We start from the raw sequence: 15,842 nt of genomic DNA, 5'->3' as shown, positions 1-15,842 counted from the left end.
ATGGGAAATCAACGCGGGCGGCCAATGAAAGCCCGCCCACGCATTTTACAAACCGCCCGTGAGCTGTTTCTCAGCCACGGGCTTGATGTGTCGCTGGATACCATTGCCGCCGAAGCGGGTACCACGCGCCCGACGCTGTACAGCCATTTTCCCGGCGGTAAAGACGCGCTGCTGCTGGAGACGTTCGCGTTTCTCAATGACACCATGCAGCCGCCCCTGCGCCAGCTTTTGCAGGATCGTCAGCAGGATCTTCCCGCGCTGCTGCGCGGGTTTGCGAAAGTGGTGCAACAACACTTTTATGCGCCGGAGAATATTCACTTTCAGCGCCTGCTGATCCAGGTGCTGGTGCAAAAGCCCGAGCTTTACGTCACGCTCGAACAGCGCCCCTCAGGCCGCGTACTGCAGGCGCTGAGCGATATCCTGGCGCAGAAACAAGACGAAGGTCTGCTGACCCTCAGCGACCCGGAGCTAGAGGCGACGGCGTTTCTCGGCGCGATTATGGGCTATCCGCTGCCGGGGGCCTTAATTGCGCAAAAAGCGGTGGCGTCAGAGAGGCTGGAGCAGCTCGCCGAATGCGCGATTAGCGCCTTCCTCACGGCCTGGGGCTACAGGCAATAATTCAATCAGCGGCTTAAACGCACCTCTCCGGCCCCTGCAGCAGGAGCCGGAGAACGCCTAACTGGCCAGCAGTTCATCGTACAGCGCGCGCAGGCGGGTACGAAGGTAGAGTACCGCTTTATGCTTACGTGAGAGCAGCGCCTGTTCGCTGACGCCGGACTCCTCTGCCAGCTCCCGGTAGCTGTAGCCATGCAGTTCGGTTTTCTCAAAGGCTTCACGCTGGGCGGGCGGCAGCTCCGAGAGCGCCTGACTTAATTCCTCCCAGAGCAGCGCTTTCAGATACTCATCCTCCGGCGTTTGCGCAACGCCAAACAGCGTTTCGGCCAGCTCATCCTCGGGAAAATCGCCCTCCTCCTCGTCGCTGAAACCGCCCGCCAGCGGCAGCTCGCGCTTTTTTCTCGCCCTGTCGGTCATCTCGTTACGCGCCGCCCGGAACAACCAGGCGGCGATATTCTCCACCGGCTGCTCGACGCGAATGAGCTGATACGTCACTTCCTGCAGGATATCGTCCGCCTCATCGCGCAGCGGGGTCCGTCCGCGAATAAAAGCCTTCAGCCGCGACCGGCAGGCATCGAGGGCGGAAACAAGCCGTGATGGCGCCACGATCCTGTTTTTCATTGTGCTCACTCGGGATCCGCGCTTTTAGGCGAACTCTCCTGCTGCGGAGCATGCTCGCTGCGGCGGTCGCGCCAGCCGCAGTGGCCGCGATGCCCGCGGTGGCCAAAGCGCTGCACAAACTCATCGCGCTGCTCCGGGCTCATGTTCATCCAGCGTTCATGCATCCGACGCCGCGCGTTACCGATGCCGAACATTCCCGGGCGAAAGCCGAGGCCGCCGAACAGGATCCGCGACAGCGCCAGCACACCTAACGCCTGCCAGAAGCCAATGCTCTTCACCCCAAGGATGGCCGGCAGCAGCGCATTCCACAGCGACATCACCAGCAGCCCAAGAATGGCGATTAGCGCCACGCCGATAAGAAGCGGCTTCGCCATTCTGTGGCGGCCAAAGCGGTGATGGTGGTGCTGACCGTGCTTATCGATATCTCTCATCGTCTGTTTACCTCATTACGCTATTGAATAATTACCCTGTGCGGAGGTAGACGAATGAGCGGGCAAAATATTGCTGAGAATAGTAAAAAAATTGACACGCTTTATTTGTATGACAAATATTTTTTATGTGATCTCCATCACCTACATGCAGGCGCGACGGCGGTAACGTTACCCGGTGATTCATTGAAAAAAGAGGAACTTATGAACGCGGTAAAATCACTAAAAGCCGACTGGGCGATTATTACGCTGATGATTGTTGTCGCCGTCGTTATGTATGGCTATCTGATCCCCAAATACTGGTAATCGACGCCATACCTGTACTGAACCGCCCCTTGCTCAGGGCGGCTCATCATCCCTTCGCCGCTACCGCTTATCGTTGAGCGTCTTAATCAAAAACGGCACCGAGTCGCGTAAAGACGGGTTAACCGTACCGCTATGATCCAGCCCCTCATAAATATGCACGTCCGCACGGGTTCCCGCGCTTTTCACCGCGTCCGCAAAGCGTTTTTGCATTGCCGTCGGCACGTTAATATCCGCGCTACCAATACCGATAAACACCGGGTGATCGATTTTCAGCGTCGGGTAGAGCATGGCGCCCACGCTGGCGTTTAACAGCGAATCCACCCCCGGCTTCAGGGCATTAGCCGCATTCAGACCGGCGTTCATCACTTCATCGTTGAGCGGCGTAATGCATAAATTGCTCGCCTCTTTCAGCAGCGGCAACGCTTTATCCTGGAAATAATCAGCCGGATTGAGCTGCGGGTTGCTATCGGCAGCCGAGAGGTAAATATAGAAAATATAGGGTATTTTCGGGTCGCCGCCGCTCGGCGCTTTGCCGCCTGCCGGCGGAAGAATGTCGGCTGCGGTGGTCCCCTTCTCAAAATACGGCGTTCCGGTCAGCACCGTTGCGCGAACATTCAGCTCCGGCGCGTAGTGGGGTTGATATCCGGCGCTGGCGAACGCGGCGTGCGCGCCCTGCGACTGTCCGACCAGAATGAGTTCATTTTTCAGCGGGAACTGTTTCAGGGCGGCGCGAACGCTATCAAGCACGCTCCACGCTTCGCCGCGGGCATTAAGATAGTGGTGCAGGCCAGACGAACCCAGACCGGCATAATCCGGCGCGACCACCGCGTAGCCCAGCGACAGCCAGGTGTTCAGGTACTGCTTATCGCGATCGCTGCGCGGGTTTAACGACGGCGCGCAGTGATTAGCCACGCCCACGGTACCATGGGCCCAGACCACGACCGGCCATCCCCCTGCCGGGGTGGCGCCAAACGGAATAAAGACCGCGGCGGTATCTTCGCGGGCGGTTTTGCCGTCCACGCCGCTGCGGGAGGGATAGCGCAGGAGATACTGCTTTGCCGCTTCGCTTAAGCCATTTCCGGCGCTGAGCGGAGAGACCGCGTCGCTATTATCGGCGGCGGCGCTGGCCGGGATCGCGCTCATGGAGAGCAGTAGCAGCGCAGAGGTGGCGGCGAGGAATTTTTTTGAGAGGGAATACGTCATAACATCCTGTTCCTGAGTGGGGATGCACTTAGTGTAGACCCTGGCGGTTGAATATCAGGTCAATGAAGCCAGCGCGGCGAAATGATTTTCCTGAAGTCTGACCCGCCTCGCTGTTTGCCTGTCACAATAATGATAGCTTTTTATCATTACCCTCAAAGGAAGAGAATCATGTCAGCAAAAAAAGTCACCATGGCGGATATCGCCAAAGAGGCCAGAGTCGGTATCGCGACGGTGGACAGGGTGCTCAATAAACGCACGCCCGTGAAAGAGAGCACCGAACGTAAAGTGCTGGAATCCGCGCGGCGCTTAGGCTTCGCGCTGGAGCAATCCCGCTATCGGCTGGCGGCGGATCGGCCGGCGGTAGCCCTCAGAATGGGCTTCATTCTGCTACAGCAGTCACACTCGTTTTACCATCAGCTGGCGCAGGCGCTGGAGCAGGCGGCGTTACCGTGGCATAGCCCGGCGCAGGCCCCCGCTTTTCTGCATTACGATATTAACGCCATCGACGATATGGCCGCCGCGATCGCCCGTCTGAGCGATACGGTCGACGTTATCGGTATTGTCGCGCTGGATAATCCGCTTATCCGCCATGCGGTCGTGCAGGCCATCGAGAAAGGCGTCCGCGTCTTCACCCTGCTCTCCGATATGAGTATCCCGCAGCGTACCGGCTATATCGGGCTGGATAACCAGAAAGCGGGCCGCACCGCCGGTTGGGCGGTGGACAGGCTGTGCCACGACGACGGCGAAATTGGCATTATCGTCGGCGATAACCGGTTTATTTGTCAGGAAAGCTGCGAGATAAGTTTCCGCTCCTACCTGCGTGAACAGGGCAAAGGCGATCGGGTGCTTGAACCGGTGCGCAGCCACGAACGCGCCGATGTCGCGCGCCAGGTCACGGAAGAGATGCTGCAACAGTACCCCGATCTGAAGGCCATTTACGCGCCCTGCGGCGGCGTGGAAGGGATTGTCGCCGCCCTGCGCGCGCGCCAGCGCCAGCATCAGGTCACCCTGATTTGTCATGGCCCGGTGGATAGCGGCGAGCTGGCGCTAATTGACGGCACTATCGATCTCATGCTTACCCATCGGCTTGATGAATTTGCCGCCGCCACCATCAACGCGTTTGTCCACGCCGCCAGCCAGCCGCAGGCGGCGTTTATCAACGCTCTGCAGCCGTTTGACCTCCTCACTAAAGAAAACCTCTGATTGCCGCAGGCGCGGGTAAAGTCGCCGCGCCCCGCTTCAGTGCTGCATTTGATAAAAAACTATCATTTACGCTATCAAAATAAACCTTGAATCCCATCAAAGAATTTAAATTTCATCATTGTTGGATATGAAATTTTCATTCAATACTGGTCATGTTTTCTCCTCATCTGAAAAGGAAGCCATCATGACCATACATATTGCCAACGCGCCGTGCAGCTGGGGCGTCGATGATCCCAAAAATCCTTATCTGCCGCCGTGGTCCAAGGTACTGGAAGAAGCGGCGACCGCCGGTTATAAAAGCATTGAACTGGGCCCGTGGAGCTATCTGCCGACCCGGGCCGATGAACTCAGCGCAGCGCTGAATAAACAGGGGCTGTCGCTGGTTGCCGGAACGATCTTCGACGATCTGGTCAGCGAAGAGAATTTCGCAAATATTGTCGAACTGACGCATAACCTCTGCCGCAACCTGTCGCAGGTGCCGTCGGCGGAAAAGACGCCGGGCAACCCCTTCCAGCCGCCTTATCTGGTCATTATTGATTTCGGCAATCCGCAGCGGGCGAAATATGCCGGGCGCGGCGAGCTGGCTCCCCGCCTGTCACCCGCCGACTGGCAGCGGATGGTCGACCACATTGTGACCATCAGCCGACTGGCGTGGCAGGAGTACGGCGTTCGCCCGGTTATCCATCCTCACGCCGGCGGCTGCATTGAGTTTGCCGATGAAATCGATCTGCTGGCGGCGCAAATCCCCCATGACGTAGCCGGTTTATGTCTCGACACTGGCCATCTCTTCTATTCGGGCATGGACCCCATCAGCTGGCTGGATCGCCATTTTGACCGCCTTGACTACCTGCACTTTAAAGATGTCGACCCGCAGGTATTCAGGAGCGTGATTTCCCGCGGCATCGACTTCTTCTCCGCCTGCGCGGAGGGGGTGATGTGCCCGCTCGGCAGCGGCGCCATTGATTATCCGGCGGTGCGCGCCTTTCTCGATAAGCGGGGCTATCAGGGCTGGATCACCATTGAGCAAGAGCGCGATCCGCGCAACGTCGAGGGCAGCCTGCAGGCGGTCACGGAAAGCCTGCGCTACCTGCGCTCGGTTGGTTTTTAATCGGGAGAAAACACATGATTAACGGTATTAAACCTGTTGGCCGCTCCTTGCGCTGGGGCATGGTGGGCGGCGGCGGAAGCAGCCAGATTGGCTATATTCACCGCTCTGCGGCGCTGCGTGACGGATCGTTTACCCTGCTAGCCGGAGCCTTTGATATTGACCCCCAGCGCGGGCGCGAGTTTGGCCAGCAGCTGGGCGTGGAGGCCGGACGCTGTTACCCCGACTACCAAACGTTGTTTCGCGAAGAGGCGGCGCGGGAAGACGGCATTGAAGCGGTCTCCATCGCCACGCCAAACAACACCCACTACGCTATTTGCCGCGCGGCGCTGGAGGCCGGACTGCATGTGGTCTGCGAAAAACCGCTCTGTTTTACCGGCGAAGAGGCCGATGCGCTGGTGGCCCTGAGCGAAAAACAGCGCAAAATCATCGGTGTCACCTACGGCTATGCCGGGCATCAGCTGATTCTGCAGGCGCGGCAGATGATTGAACAGGGGCTGCTGGGCGAGATCCGCATCATCAATATGCAGTTCGCCCACGGTTTCCATAACCAGCCGGTAGAGCAGGATAACCCCAGCACCCGCTGGCGGGTGGACCCGAAATTTGTCGGTCCCAGCTACGTGCTGGGCGATCTGGCCACCCACCCGCTGTTCCTGGCGGAGACCATGGCGCCGAAGCTCAATATCACTCGCCTGATGTGCTCCCGCCAGAGCTTTGTCAAAAGCCGCGCGCCGCTGGAGGATAACGCGCATGTGCTGATGGAGTACGACAACGGCGCCGTAGGGTCGATGTGGTGCTCGGCGGTCAACAGCGGCTCAATGCACGGACAGAAAGTCCGCATCGTCGGGGAGAAAGCCAGCCTGGAGTGGTGGGATGAACAGCCGAACCAGCTGCGCTACGAAATTCAGGGCGAGCCGGTGCGCATCCTCGAACGCGGAATGTCCTATCTCGATCCGCTGGCCCTGCAGGACGACCGGATCGGCGGCGGCCATCCCGAAGGGCTGTTTGAGGCCTGGTCGAATCTGTATCGCCGCTTTGCCATCGCCATGGATGCAACCGACCGTCGCGACGCGGCTTTGCTGGAAAACTTCTGGTATCCGGATGCCAAAGCCGGGGCGCTCGGCGTGCACTGGGTCGAGAAGTGCGTACGTTCAGCAGACAGCGGCGCCAGCTGGGTAGAATTTCACTGATCCTTTGATAATACGCGCCCGGCAAGGCATCAGCCGCCGCCGGGCTGCCACGATGCAAAAAGCCCTTACTCGCGACTCTCACACGTGACAACGTCACCTTTCCTCATAAAATTCACAGCATTGTAATCAAAAAGGGAATGTCGTATAACAGGGGCCAAACCGAGGGGTGTCCCGTGAGGGCTGAGATGGCGTAAGCCGAACCCTTTGAACCTGATCTGGGTCATGCCAGCGAAGGGACGGGTCGGCATTTCCGCCAGTTTTGCGCCATTGCCTGTTCACACTTCTTTTAGCACGCCCGGATCTCCCTTTTTTCAGGAGGTCCTGTGATTCTTCCCGCGTTTACCCAGGGTATTTATGGTCGTCTGCGTCAGCAGGCCGGCGCCGACTGGCAGCACTACGTCGCCCACCCCTTCCTGCGCCAGCTCGCCGACGGTACCCTCCCCGAGCCCGCTTTTCGCCGCTATCTGACGCAGGACTATCTGTTTCTGATCCACTTCGCCCGCAGCTACGCCCTGCTGGTCAGCAAGCTGCGCACCCTGGCGGAAATGCGCGCTGCCGCCGCGTCGATGAACGCCATTCTCGACGAACTGCCTCTGCACGTTGGCTACTGCCGGGAATGGGGGCTGGATGAAGCGACGATGGCCGCCGAAGCGGAAGCCGCGGAAACCGTCAACTACACCCGCTACGTACTGGACATCGGCCACTCCGGCGACGCCCTGGATCTGCTGGCGGCGCTGATGCCCTGCGTTGCCGGCTACGCGGAAATCGGCCTCGGCCTGCTGCACGATCCGGCGACCCGGCTGACCGCCAATCCTTATGCCTCGTGGATCCGCAACTACGGCGATGAGGGTTACCTGAACGGCGTCAATAACGCCATCGGCCTGCTGGAAACCCTCTGGCGGCAGCGCGGCGGCGAGGCGCGTTTCGCTGAACTCAGCGCTATTTTCACCACCGCCACGCGTCTGGAGGCTAACTTCTGGCAGATGGGCCTTAACGCCGTCGCGGAGCGCCCGGCGTGACGGCTCCCGGAATTGAGGTGCGCGGCCTGGGCCTGCGCTTTGGCTCGCGGCAGATCTTCGATAATCTGACGTTCACTATCCCCGGCGGCCAGTGGGTATCGCTGCTGGGGGCCAGCGGCGCCGGAAAGACCAGCCTGCTGCGTATTATCGCCGGGCTGGCAAAAGCCACCGCCGGTGAGGTTCGCGCCAGCGACGGGCAGGCAATAGACAAGCGGCTGGCGTGGATGGGGCAAAAAGATCTGCTGTATCCGTGGTTAAGCGTGCGCGACAACGTCTCGCTTGGCGCGCGTCTGCGCGGGGAGCGCGTGGACCATCGGCGGGTTGCCGCGCTGTTACAGCAGGTTGGCCTTGAACACTGCGCCGACGACCGCCCGGCCGCCCTCTCAGGCGGCATGCGCCAGCGTGCGGCGCTGGCGCGTACGCTCTACGAAGACCGGCCCATCGTGCTGATGGACGAGCCCTTTTCCGCGCTCGACACGATTACCCGCACGCGCATTCAGACCCTGGCCGCCGGGCTGCTGGTAAACCGCACCGTCGTGCTGATCACCCACGACCCGATGGAAGCCTGCCGCCTGAGCCACCGTCTGCTGGTCCTTTCCCCCGCTCCCGGCGGGATTGACGACGGGCATCACCTCTCCGGCATGCCGCCGCGCGCGCCGGACGACCCGGCGCTGTTGGCCAGCCAGGCGGAGCTGCTGCAACAGCTCATAAGGGCTAACGGATGAGCGCAAAACTGTTTCGCGCCGCCGTGGTGTTCTGCGGCCTGCTGCTGCTCTGGTGGCTGGCGACCCGCAGCGGCATTCCCGCTTTCCTGCTGCCTCCCCCCTCGGCGGTGGCAAGCGCTCTGTGGGTCAACCGCGCGTACCTCGGCGAACACACGCTGATCACATTAAGCGAGATCCTCAGCGGCCTCGCGCTCGGCGTTCTGCTCGGCGTGATCCTGGCGCTGTGCATGATTGTCTCGCCTCGCCTTCAGCGCTGGCTGATGCCGCTGGTGCTGACCAGTCAGGCGATCCCGGTTTTCGCCCTTGCCCCGCTGCTGGTGCTGTGGTTCGGTTTCGGCATGAGCGCCAAGGTCATGATGGCGGTGCTGGTGATTTTCTTTCCCGTCACCTCGGCGTTTTTTGACGGTCTGCGCCGGGTTAACCACGACTATCTCGATCTGGCACGCACGATGGGGGCCTCTTTTGGCGCGCAGCTGCGCCACGTTCGCCTGATGGCTGCCCTTCCGGCCCTCGGTTCCGGCCTGCGGATGGCGGCCGCCGTCGCCCCCATCGGGGCGATCATCGGCGAATGGGTCGGTTCAGCCGAAGGATTGGGCTACGTGATGCTTAACGCCAACGCCCGTCTGCAAACCGATATCTGCTTTGCGGCCCTGTTTATTCTGGTGCTACTGACCGTCCTGCTCTGGCTGGCGGTGGATGCTTTCTTACACCGGCTGATTAACTGGACGCCGGAATAACGCTCTTAAATAAAAGGACTAACCATGCGTAAACGTGTTTATGCCGGTATGACGATTGCCGCGCTGTTCAGCGGTCAGGCGCTGGCCAACGAGAAACTCACCCTGGTGCTGGACTGGTATATCAATCCCGACCACGCGCCGATCCTGGTGGCCGAACAGATTGGCGCCTTTAAAGACGCGGGGCTGGACGTCAACATTGTGCCGCCGTCCGACCCGGCGCTGCCGCCGCGGCTGGTCGCCGCCCGCCAGGCGGACCTGGCGATTACCTACCAGCCGCAGGTGCATTTTTTTGCTGATGAAGGGCTGCCGCTGGTCCGCGTCGGCACGCTGATTAATTCGCCGCTGAATACGGTGATCGCGCTGGATAAAAGCATAAAATCTCCCGCCGATCTGCAGGGCAAAAAAGTAGGATATTCGGTGAGCGGCATCGAACAGGCGACGCTGGCCACCATGGCGCAGCATGCGAAAATCGATCCCAAAAGCATCAAGCTCATCAATGTTAACTTCCAGCTGACCAGCGCCCTGCTGGCCGGACAGGTCGACGCGGTCATTGGCGGCTATCGTAATATCGAAGCGCTGGAGCTGAAGCTGCAGGGGAAAGATCCGCAGGTGATGAACGTTGAGGATTACGGCGTACCGGCCTACGACGAGCTGGTGATTGTCGCCAACCGGGATGAAGTCCACGCGGCGAAAATCAGGGCCTTCCTCAAGGCGCTGCAAAAAGGCGTCGCTTACCTGCGCGCTCACCCGCAGGAGACCTGGCAGGCGTTTGCCGCCGCGCATCCCGAGCTCAACACCGAACTGAACAAGCAGGCATGGCTGAAAACCCTTCCTCTGTTTGCCAGCGATCCGGCGGCGCTGGATAAACCACGGTATGAAGCTTATGAACAGTTTTTATATAACAATAAGTTGGTGAAAAAAGTTACACCTTTAACGAATTATGCGGTTGAGCTGCATTGAGTCATGCCATTGCTGGCGGAAACTTTTCGCCAGCAATGCCCGCGCGGCAGTATTAAAAAACGAGAAACTTCCTCACTAATAATTACAATTTTAAAGGTCTTTTATCCTTTAAAACACCTGATTTAAATCAAATGGTTACGTTGGTTTTTGCCTGTGTAAAAATAACGTAAATATACCTTAATCAATAAAACGTTGAATGCGTATCTAAAAAGCCATATATTGTGCCCGCTTTAATGCATGGCGATTCAATTTCTTACACCAATTTATTCAACCAGCGCTCAACCGTAACGCTGGTTGTGGGAGTGATATGATGACGGATAAAGTCCGTATTGATACTTTAGGCGCAGATTTATTAGATGCAAACAACGATACCTTTTTGGCCCGTCAGGCTGAATTCGAATCGAATGTCAGGAGCTACCCGCGCAAGCTGCCCCTTGCGATTACCAAAGCGGAAGGCGTCTGGCTGACCGATGCGGATAATAAACAGTATCTGGACTGCCTTGCCGGCGCAGGTACTCTGGCACTCGGCCACAACCACCCTGATGTGCTGCAGAGCATCCAAAGTGTCATTACCAGCGGCTTGCCGTTACATACTCTCGATCTGACCACTCCGTTAAAAGATCGCTTCTCTGAATACCTGCTTTCCCTGCTGCCGGGCGAAGGCAAAGAATACTGCCTGCAGTTCACCGGTCCGTCCGGCGCTGACGCCGTGGAAGCGGCGCTGAAGCTGGCGAAAAAATACACCGGCCGTTCTTCCGTGATCAGCTTCTCCGGCGGCTACCATGGAATGACCCACGGCGCGCTGTCCGTCACCGGCAACCTGTCGCCAAAAGCGGCGGTTAACGGCATGATGCCGGAAGTGCAGTTTATGCCTTACCCGCACCAGTACCGCTGCCCGCTGGGTATCGGCGGTGAAGCCGGCGTGAAAGCGCTGACTTACTACTTCGAAAACCTGATCAATGACGTCGAAAGCGGCGTGCGTAAACCGGCGGCGGTGATCCTGGAAGCCGTTCAGGGTGAAGGCGGCGTGAACCCGGCTCCGGTCGAGTGGCTGCAGCGCATCCGTAAAGTGACTCAGGAACACGGCATTCTGCTGATCATCGATGAAGTTCAGGCTGGCTTTGCGCGTACCGGTAAATTCTTCGCCTTCGAACACGCGGGCATCGAGCCGGACATTATCGTGATGTCGAAAGCCGTTGGCGGCGGTCTGCCGCTGGCCGTTCTCGGTATCAAAAAGCAGTTCGACGCCTGGGAACCGGGTCACCATACCGGCACCTTCCGCGGCAACCAGCTGGCGATGGCCACCGGCCTGACCACCCTGCGCCACCTGAAAGACAATAACATTGCGGATAAAACCGCCGCTCAGGGCGAATGGCTGAAAGGCAAGCTGGCCGAGATGCAGAAACGCTATCCGGTTATCGGCCACGTTCGCGGTCTGGGCCTGATGATCGGCATCGAGATCGTTAAACCGAACGAAGCGCCGGACCACATGGGCTGCTACCCGGCGGATGGCGAACTCTCCGCGCTGCTGCAGAAGAAATGCTTCGAAGCGGGTCTGATCCTCGAGCGCGGCGGCCGCCACGGCTGCGTGCTGCGTCTGCTGCCGTCCCTGCTGATCAGCAACGCTGAGCTGGAAATTTTCTTCGACAAATTTGAACAGGCCCTGCTGGCCGCCGGCGTAAAACCGGTCTGAGTGGAGTAAGTGACCGCAATGTCCAAGTTGAATCCGATTCTTGCTGGTTCCGCGCAAAGTATTGATGCCTACCAGCAAGCGATCGCCCAGACCAGCCAGGCGGTAGCGCAGTGGCTGCAGCAGCCTGAAATGTATCAGGGGAAAAGCGTTGACGAACTGCGTGAGCGCATCACCCTTGATTTCAACGAACAGGGTCTGGGCAACCAGGCGGCGATTGAACGTGCGATCGAGTACTTCCTTAAAGACAGCCTGTCGGTACATCACCCGCAGTGCGTGGCGCATCTGCACTGCCCGAGCCTGGTGATTAGCCAGGCGGCGGAAGTGCTGATTAACGCCACCAACCAGAGCATGGACTCCTGGGACCAAAGCCCGTCAGCCACCATCATCGAGATCAAGCTGATTGAATGGCTGCGCGCTCAGGTCGGCTACGGCGCCGGCGATGCGGGCGTTTTCACCAGCGGCGGCACCCAGAGCAACATGATGGGCCTGATGCTGGCGCGCGATGCCTTCTTTGCCCGCCGGGGTCATTCCATCCAGCAGGATGGTTTGCCGGGCGATATTCGTCAGTACAAAGTGCTGTGTTCAGAAAACGCCCACTTCTCGGTGCAGAAGAACATGGCGCTGATGGGCCTCGGCTACCGTTCCGTGACGCTGGTGAAAACCGACGAATTCGCGCGGATGGACGTGGCGGATCTGAAAGCGAAAATCGCCGAGGCGCAGGCTAACGGCGAACAGATTATGGCCATCGTTGCCACCGCCGGCACCACCGACGCGGGGGCAATCGACCCGCTGCGCGAGATTGCGGCCGTCGCGGCTGAGCACCAGATCTGGCTGCACGTTGACGCGGCCTGGGGCGGCGCCCTGCTGATGTCCGACAAGTATCGCGATCGTCTGGACGGCATTGACTTAGTGGACTCCATCACCCTGGATTTCCACAAGCAGTTCTTCCAGACCATCAGCTGCGGCGCGTTTCTGTTAAAAGAAGCCCGCCACTATGAGCTGATGCGCTATCAGGCGGCCTATCTGAACTCTGAGTTTGATGAAGAGCACGGCGTACCGAACCTGGTATCCAAATCGCTGCAGACCACCCGCCGCTTCGACGCGCTGAAGCTGTGGATGGGCCTGGAGGCGCTGGGCCAGAAGCAGTACGCGGAAATCATCGATCACGGCGTGACGATGGCGCTGAACGTGGCGGATTACGTCAAAACGCAGCCGACGCTGGAGCTGGTCATGCAGCCGCAGCTGGCGAGCGTGCTGTTCCGTTCCCGTCCGCAGCAGATGGCGGGCAGCGACGATGCCGCGATCGCCCTGCTCAACCAGCGGGTTGGCGATGCGCTGCTGGCTTCCGGTCGCGCTAACGTCGGCGTGACCGAGCACAACGGCGTCACCTGTCTGAAGCTGACGCTGCTGAACCCGATCGTGACGTTAGAGGACGTGAAGGTGCTGCTGAGTCTGGTAGAACGTACCGCCCAGGAGCTGCTGGCGCAGTAAATTTGTTTTCGCATTAACCTTGAAAGCCGATAACTCACCTTATCGGCTTTTTTATTGGTTTTTCGCCCTGAATTTGTGACGTTGTCACGATACTGAGGCTACCGGCCTGAAGATGGCTGTGAACCTGTAGCCCGGACAGGTGCGCAGCACCGCCTCCGGGTATTCTGCCACTCAGCGCTCTTCTCCCAGGGGCGGCGCAAAGCGCCTGCCCGGGCTACCGGCCCGATGATAGCTGTGCGCAGCACTGCCTTCCAGAGGCGTTGTATCCGTGCCGGGCGCGACATGGCGGGATGTTATCGCACCGTGTATCGACTCTCCTTTCCGATACACGGTGCGACAAACTCACGATCGGGCCAGGTAACGGGCCGCGGGTTCAGATTGCGCAAAGCCGGGGAGCATGGCCTGACGCGTCGCGTTCAGCGTCTGCCACTGCGTTTCATCATGCAGCGGCGGTATGGTCACCGATTCGCGGCGGTCGAACCCCACCAGGGCGGCATCCACCAGTTTATCCACCTCCATGACGCCGGGAATGGTATCCACGTCTTTGCCGCTGTGCTGCCAAATCTCGGTGCGCGTTGCCGCCGGCAGTACCGCCTGAACGTATACGCCTTTCGCGCTCAGCTCAACGTCGAGTCCCTGCGAGAGAAACAGCACAAAGGCTTTCGTGGCGCCGTAGACGGTCAACCCCATTTCCGGACCCAGCCCAACGACCGACGCAATGTTGACAATCGCCCCCTCTCCGGCCTCTGCCAGACGCGGCGCGATCGCGTTCGCCAGGCGAGCCACAGAGGTCACGTTGAGGGTAATCAGGCGAGTGATATCGTCACTGCTCTGGTGGAGGAAATCACCGGGAATCGAGGTGCCGGCATTGTTGACCAGAATCCTGATACGCGCGTCTTCCCGCAGCCGCTGCTCCACGGCGGCGATGTCGCTATCCTGGGTTAAGTCGGCCTGCAGGATGTCGACCTGAACGCCGGTTTCGTCGCGCAGCCGCTCGGCCAGCGCCGTCAGCCGCTCGTGATTACGCGCGACAAGCACCAGGTCATGGCCGCGGCGGGCAAAACGTTCGGCATAGACTGCGCCAATTCCGGTCGATGCGCCGGTTACCAGCACCGCTGATTCACTGCTCATAGGTGTACTCCTCAATTTATACATGATGGTCGTCATGTATAATGGCACGGGCTGGGTATGCTGTAAATAATGTTATATGATGGTCATCATAAATAATTTCGCAGCAGGACGACGCCATGAGAGTGAGCAGAAAACAGGTTGAAGAGAATAAGCAGACAATCCTGACCGCCGCCGGGCGGTTGTTTCGCGAGCGGGGTTTTGACGCGGTCACGGTCACCGATATTATGAAATCAGCCGGTCTGACCCACGGCGGATTCTACGGCTACTTCAAATCGAAGGATGACCTGATCGCCCAAACCCTCGCGGAACTGAAGATAGAGAACGACGCGGCGAAAAACGACGTCGTCGCGCAAATCGAGCGTTATCTTTCCCCCGAACATCGGGATAATTTTGCCAGCGGCTGCCCGCTGGCGGCGCTGGCGGCGGAAACCATCCGCCAGTCCGAACCCGCGCGTGACGAAATGAGCGCGCGGCTGCAGCAGCAGATAGCGCAGCTCAGTGAAGCGATGGATGATCGGGATGCTGAAGCCAGCCGCCGCGCGGCGATTGGCAGCTGGTCGGCCATGGTCGGCGCGTTAATTCTGGCGCGGATGACCGCGGATTCAACGTTTTCCGACGAAATCCTCGGTGAAACGGCGGCCTGGCTCGCGGAAAAACAGCGCTGAGGTTAAGCCGGGTTCAGGTCTGGCTGCAGGTAGCCTGCGACAAAGCGGGTCAGAATCGCCGAGGCCACCGGGCTCTCCACAACGTCACGACTCAGCCTGTCCGGGTCAACCCCCTCGTTGCGCAGCGCCGCCTGGCGGAACGCGATAAGCGAGCGGGCAATCGCCGGGGTGATCTCCGGATGAAACTGCGTAGAAACGGCATGCGCGCCGTAGCGTACAATCTGATGAGGATCGTGCTGCGACGAAGCCAGCACCTTCGCCCCTTGCGGTAATCGGGTGACCGTTTGCATATGCGTGAGGTGCGCGCTGAACGGCGCCGGGTGGTCAGCCAGCAGACGATCCGCCAGGCCGTGTGCGGACAGCGAAATGGTTTTACTTCCGGCTTCGCGTCCGGCTGGATGGTAGTCCACCTCACCCCCCAGGGCGTGCGCCATCAGCTGATGCCCGTAGCAGACGCCAAACAGCGGCATCTCTATCGCCATCGCCTCGCGGATCCAGGCCGCGGTCATTTCACTCCACGGCAGGCGTTCGGTCACCATATCCCAGGAGCCGGTAATCACCGCGATGGTCGCGTTATCCGGCGCGGGAAGCGGCTCTCCGGCATAGACGCGCGCCACGCTGATTTTTTTGCGCCACGGCGCCAGTAAATTGCCAAACCAGAGGGGAAGATCGCCGTGGTCGGAGACGATTTCATCCGGCGGAGTCCCGGTTTGTACAAGAAGAAGCGTATTTCGGCTTAACGACATCAGA

17 protein-coding genes and 1 riboswitch are annotated in these 15,842 nt (G+C 59.5%); of the genes, 12 read left to right on the top strand and 5 right to left on the bottom strand.

All coding sequences use genetic code 11. The features are described from left to right. Positions 1-618 (top strand): TetR/AcrR family transcriptional regulator, encoded by a 618-nt coding sequence (locus tag ACESQ2_RS10640; RefSeq protein WP_049070663.1) that lies wholly within the window; start codon positions 1-3, stop codon positions 616-618. A gap of 57 nt (positions 619-675) precedes the next feature. Here ACESQ2_RS10640 and ACESQ2_RS10635 read toward each other — a convergent pair whose 3' ends face one another. Both ACESQ2_RS10635 and ACESQ2_RS10630 read right to left on the bottom strand, forming a co-directional pair. Continuing rightward, complete coding sequence (locus ACESQ2_RS10635) at positions 676-1,236, bottom strand: RNA polymerase sigma factor (protein ID WP_014229338.1); 561 nt, start codon at positions 1,234-1,236, stop codon at positions 676-678. Between the two features lie 5 nt (positions 1,237-1,241). Next, entirely contained in the window at positions 1,242-1,667 is a 426-nt protein-coding gene (locus ACESQ2_RS10630) for a hypothetical protein (protein WP_224260188.1), read from the bottom strand. A gap of 54 nt (positions 1,668-1,721) precedes the next feature. On the opposite strand from ACESQ2_RS10630, the gene ykgR reads away from it, so the two are divergent. After that, entirely contained in the window at positions 1,722-1,970 is a 249-nt protein-coding gene (gene ykgR, locus ACESQ2_RS10625; protein ID WP_224260189.1) for a small membrane protein YkgR, read from the top strand. Positions 1,971-2,030: 60 nt separating this feature from the next. Here the strand turns inward: ykgR and ACESQ2_RS10620 are convergent, their stop codons facing one another. After that, complete coding sequence (locus ACESQ2_RS10620; RefSeq protein ID WP_224260190.1) at positions 2,031-3,173, bottom strand: alpha/beta fold hydrolase; 1,143 nt, start codon at positions 3,171-3,173, stop codon at positions 2,031-2,033. A gap of 168 nt (positions 3,174-3,341) precedes the next feature. Here ACESQ2_RS10620 and ACESQ2_RS10615 point away from each other — a divergent pair, with 168 nt between their 5' ends. The 9 genes from ACESQ2_RS10615 to ACESQ2_RS10575 all read left to right on the top strand — a co-directional run bounded on the left by ACESQ2_RS10615 (position 3,342) and on the right by ACESQ2_RS10575 (position 13,296). Continuing rightward, positions 3,342-4,376: a LacI family DNA-binding transcriptional regulator gene (locus ACESQ2_RS10615; RefSeq protein ID WP_014229335.1), complete on the top strand. Its 1,035-nt coding sequence runs from the start codon at positions 3,342-3,344 to the stop codon at positions 4,374-4,376. A gap of 184 nt (positions 4,377-4,560) precedes the next feature. Beyond that, positions 4,561-5,484, top strand: a complete 924-nt coding sequence (locus tag ACESQ2_RS10610) for a sugar phosphate isomerase/epimerase (protein WP_009652232.1) — start codon at positions 4,561-4,563, stop codon at positions 5,482-5,484. A 14-nt stretch (positions 5,485-5,498) separates the two neighbouring features. Further along, positions 5,499-6,671 carry a Gfo/Idh/MocA family protein gene (locus ACESQ2_RS10605; protein ID WP_224260191.1) on the top strand — a complete coding sequence of 391 codons (1,173 nt, stop codon included), beginning with the start codon at positions 5,499-5,501 and terminating at the stop codon, positions 6,669-6,671. Between the two features lie 152 nt (positions 6,672-6,823). Next, a riboswitch (TPP riboswitch) is annotated at positions 6,824-6,925 on the top strand. 69 nt (positions 6,926-6,994) lie between these two features. Then, positions 6,995-7,690, top strand: a complete 696-nt coding sequence (locus tag ACESQ2_RS10600; RefSeq protein ID WP_224260192.1) for a TenA family protein — start codon at positions 6,995-6,997, stop codon at positions 7,688-7,690. Further along, on the top strand, positions 7,687-8,415 hold the full coding sequence (locus ACESQ2_RS10595) for an ABC transporter ATP-binding protein (RefSeq protein ID WP_224260193.1): 729 nt from the start codon (positions 7,687-7,689) through the stop codon (positions 8,413-8,415). Before ACESQ2_RS10600 ends, ACESQ2_RS10595 begins: the two co-directional genes overlap by 4 nt. Further along, the gene (locus ACESQ2_RS10590) at positions 8,412-9,152 is read left to right on the top strand and encodes an ABC transporter permease (RefSeq protein ID WP_032719074.1); all 741 of its coding nucleotides are present in this window, start codon (positions 8,412-8,414) and stop codon (positions 9,150-9,152) included. The genes ACESQ2_RS10595 and ACESQ2_RS10590 overlap by 4 nt, the downstream gene beginning before the upstream one ends. Positions 9,153-9,176: 24 nt before the next feature. Then, positions 9,177-10,112 (top strand): ABC transporter substrate-binding protein, encoded by a 936-nt coding sequence (locus tag ACESQ2_RS10585; RefSeq protein ID WP_014229330.1) that lies wholly within the window; start codon positions 9,177-9,179, stop codon positions 10,110-10,112. 307 nt (positions 10,113-10,419) lie between these two features. Beyond that, on the top strand, positions 10,420-11,805 hold the full coding sequence (locus ACESQ2_RS10580) for a diaminobutyrate--2-oxoglutarate transaminase (protein WP_009652210.1): 1,386 nt from the start codon (positions 10,420-10,422) through the stop codon (positions 11,803-11,805). A 9-nt stretch (positions 11,806-11,814) separates the two neighbouring features. Further along, the gene (locus tag ACESQ2_RS10575) at positions 11,815-13,296 is read left to right on the top strand and encodes an aspartate aminotransferase family protein (RefSeq protein WP_162557315.1); all 1,482 of its coding nucleotides are present in this window, start codon (positions 11,815-11,817) and stop codon (positions 13,294-13,296) included. A 342-nt stretch (positions 13,297-13,638) separates the two neighbouring features. On the opposite strand, the gene ACESQ2_RS10570 is transcribed toward ACESQ2_RS10575, so the two are convergent. Further along, complete coding sequence (locus ACESQ2_RS10570; protein WP_286114188.1) at positions 13,639-14,427, bottom strand: SDR family oxidoreductase; 789 nt, start codon at positions 14,425-14,427, stop codon at positions 13,639-13,641. A gap of 116 nt (positions 14,428-14,543) precedes the next feature. Here ACESQ2_RS10570 and ACESQ2_RS10565 point away from each other — a divergent pair, with 116 nt between their 5' ends. Next, a complete protein-coding gene (locus tag ACESQ2_RS10565) occupies positions 14,544-15,092 on the top strand; it encodes a TetR/AcrR family transcriptional regulator (protein ID WP_032749132.1) in 549 nt (182 codons plus the stop codon). Between the two features lie 2 nt (positions 15,093-15,094). Here the strand turns inward: ACESQ2_RS10565 and ACESQ2_RS10560 are convergent, their stop codons facing one another. Continuing rightward, positions 15,095-15,838: a glutamine amidotransferase gene (locus tag ACESQ2_RS10560; RefSeq protein ID WP_373170379.1), complete on the bottom strand. Its 744-nt coding sequence runs from the start codon at positions 15,836-15,838 to the stop codon at positions 15,095-15,097. Positions 15,839-15,842: the final 4 nt, after the last annotated feature.

This window comes from Klebsiella sp. Q11 (genome assembly GCF_964241505.1).
Lineage (GTDB): Bacteria > Pseudomonadota > Gammaproteobacteria > Enterobacterales > Enterobacteriaceae > Klebsiella > Klebsiella michiganensis.
This window is presented reverse-complemented; position numbering and strand designations above follow the sequence as displayed.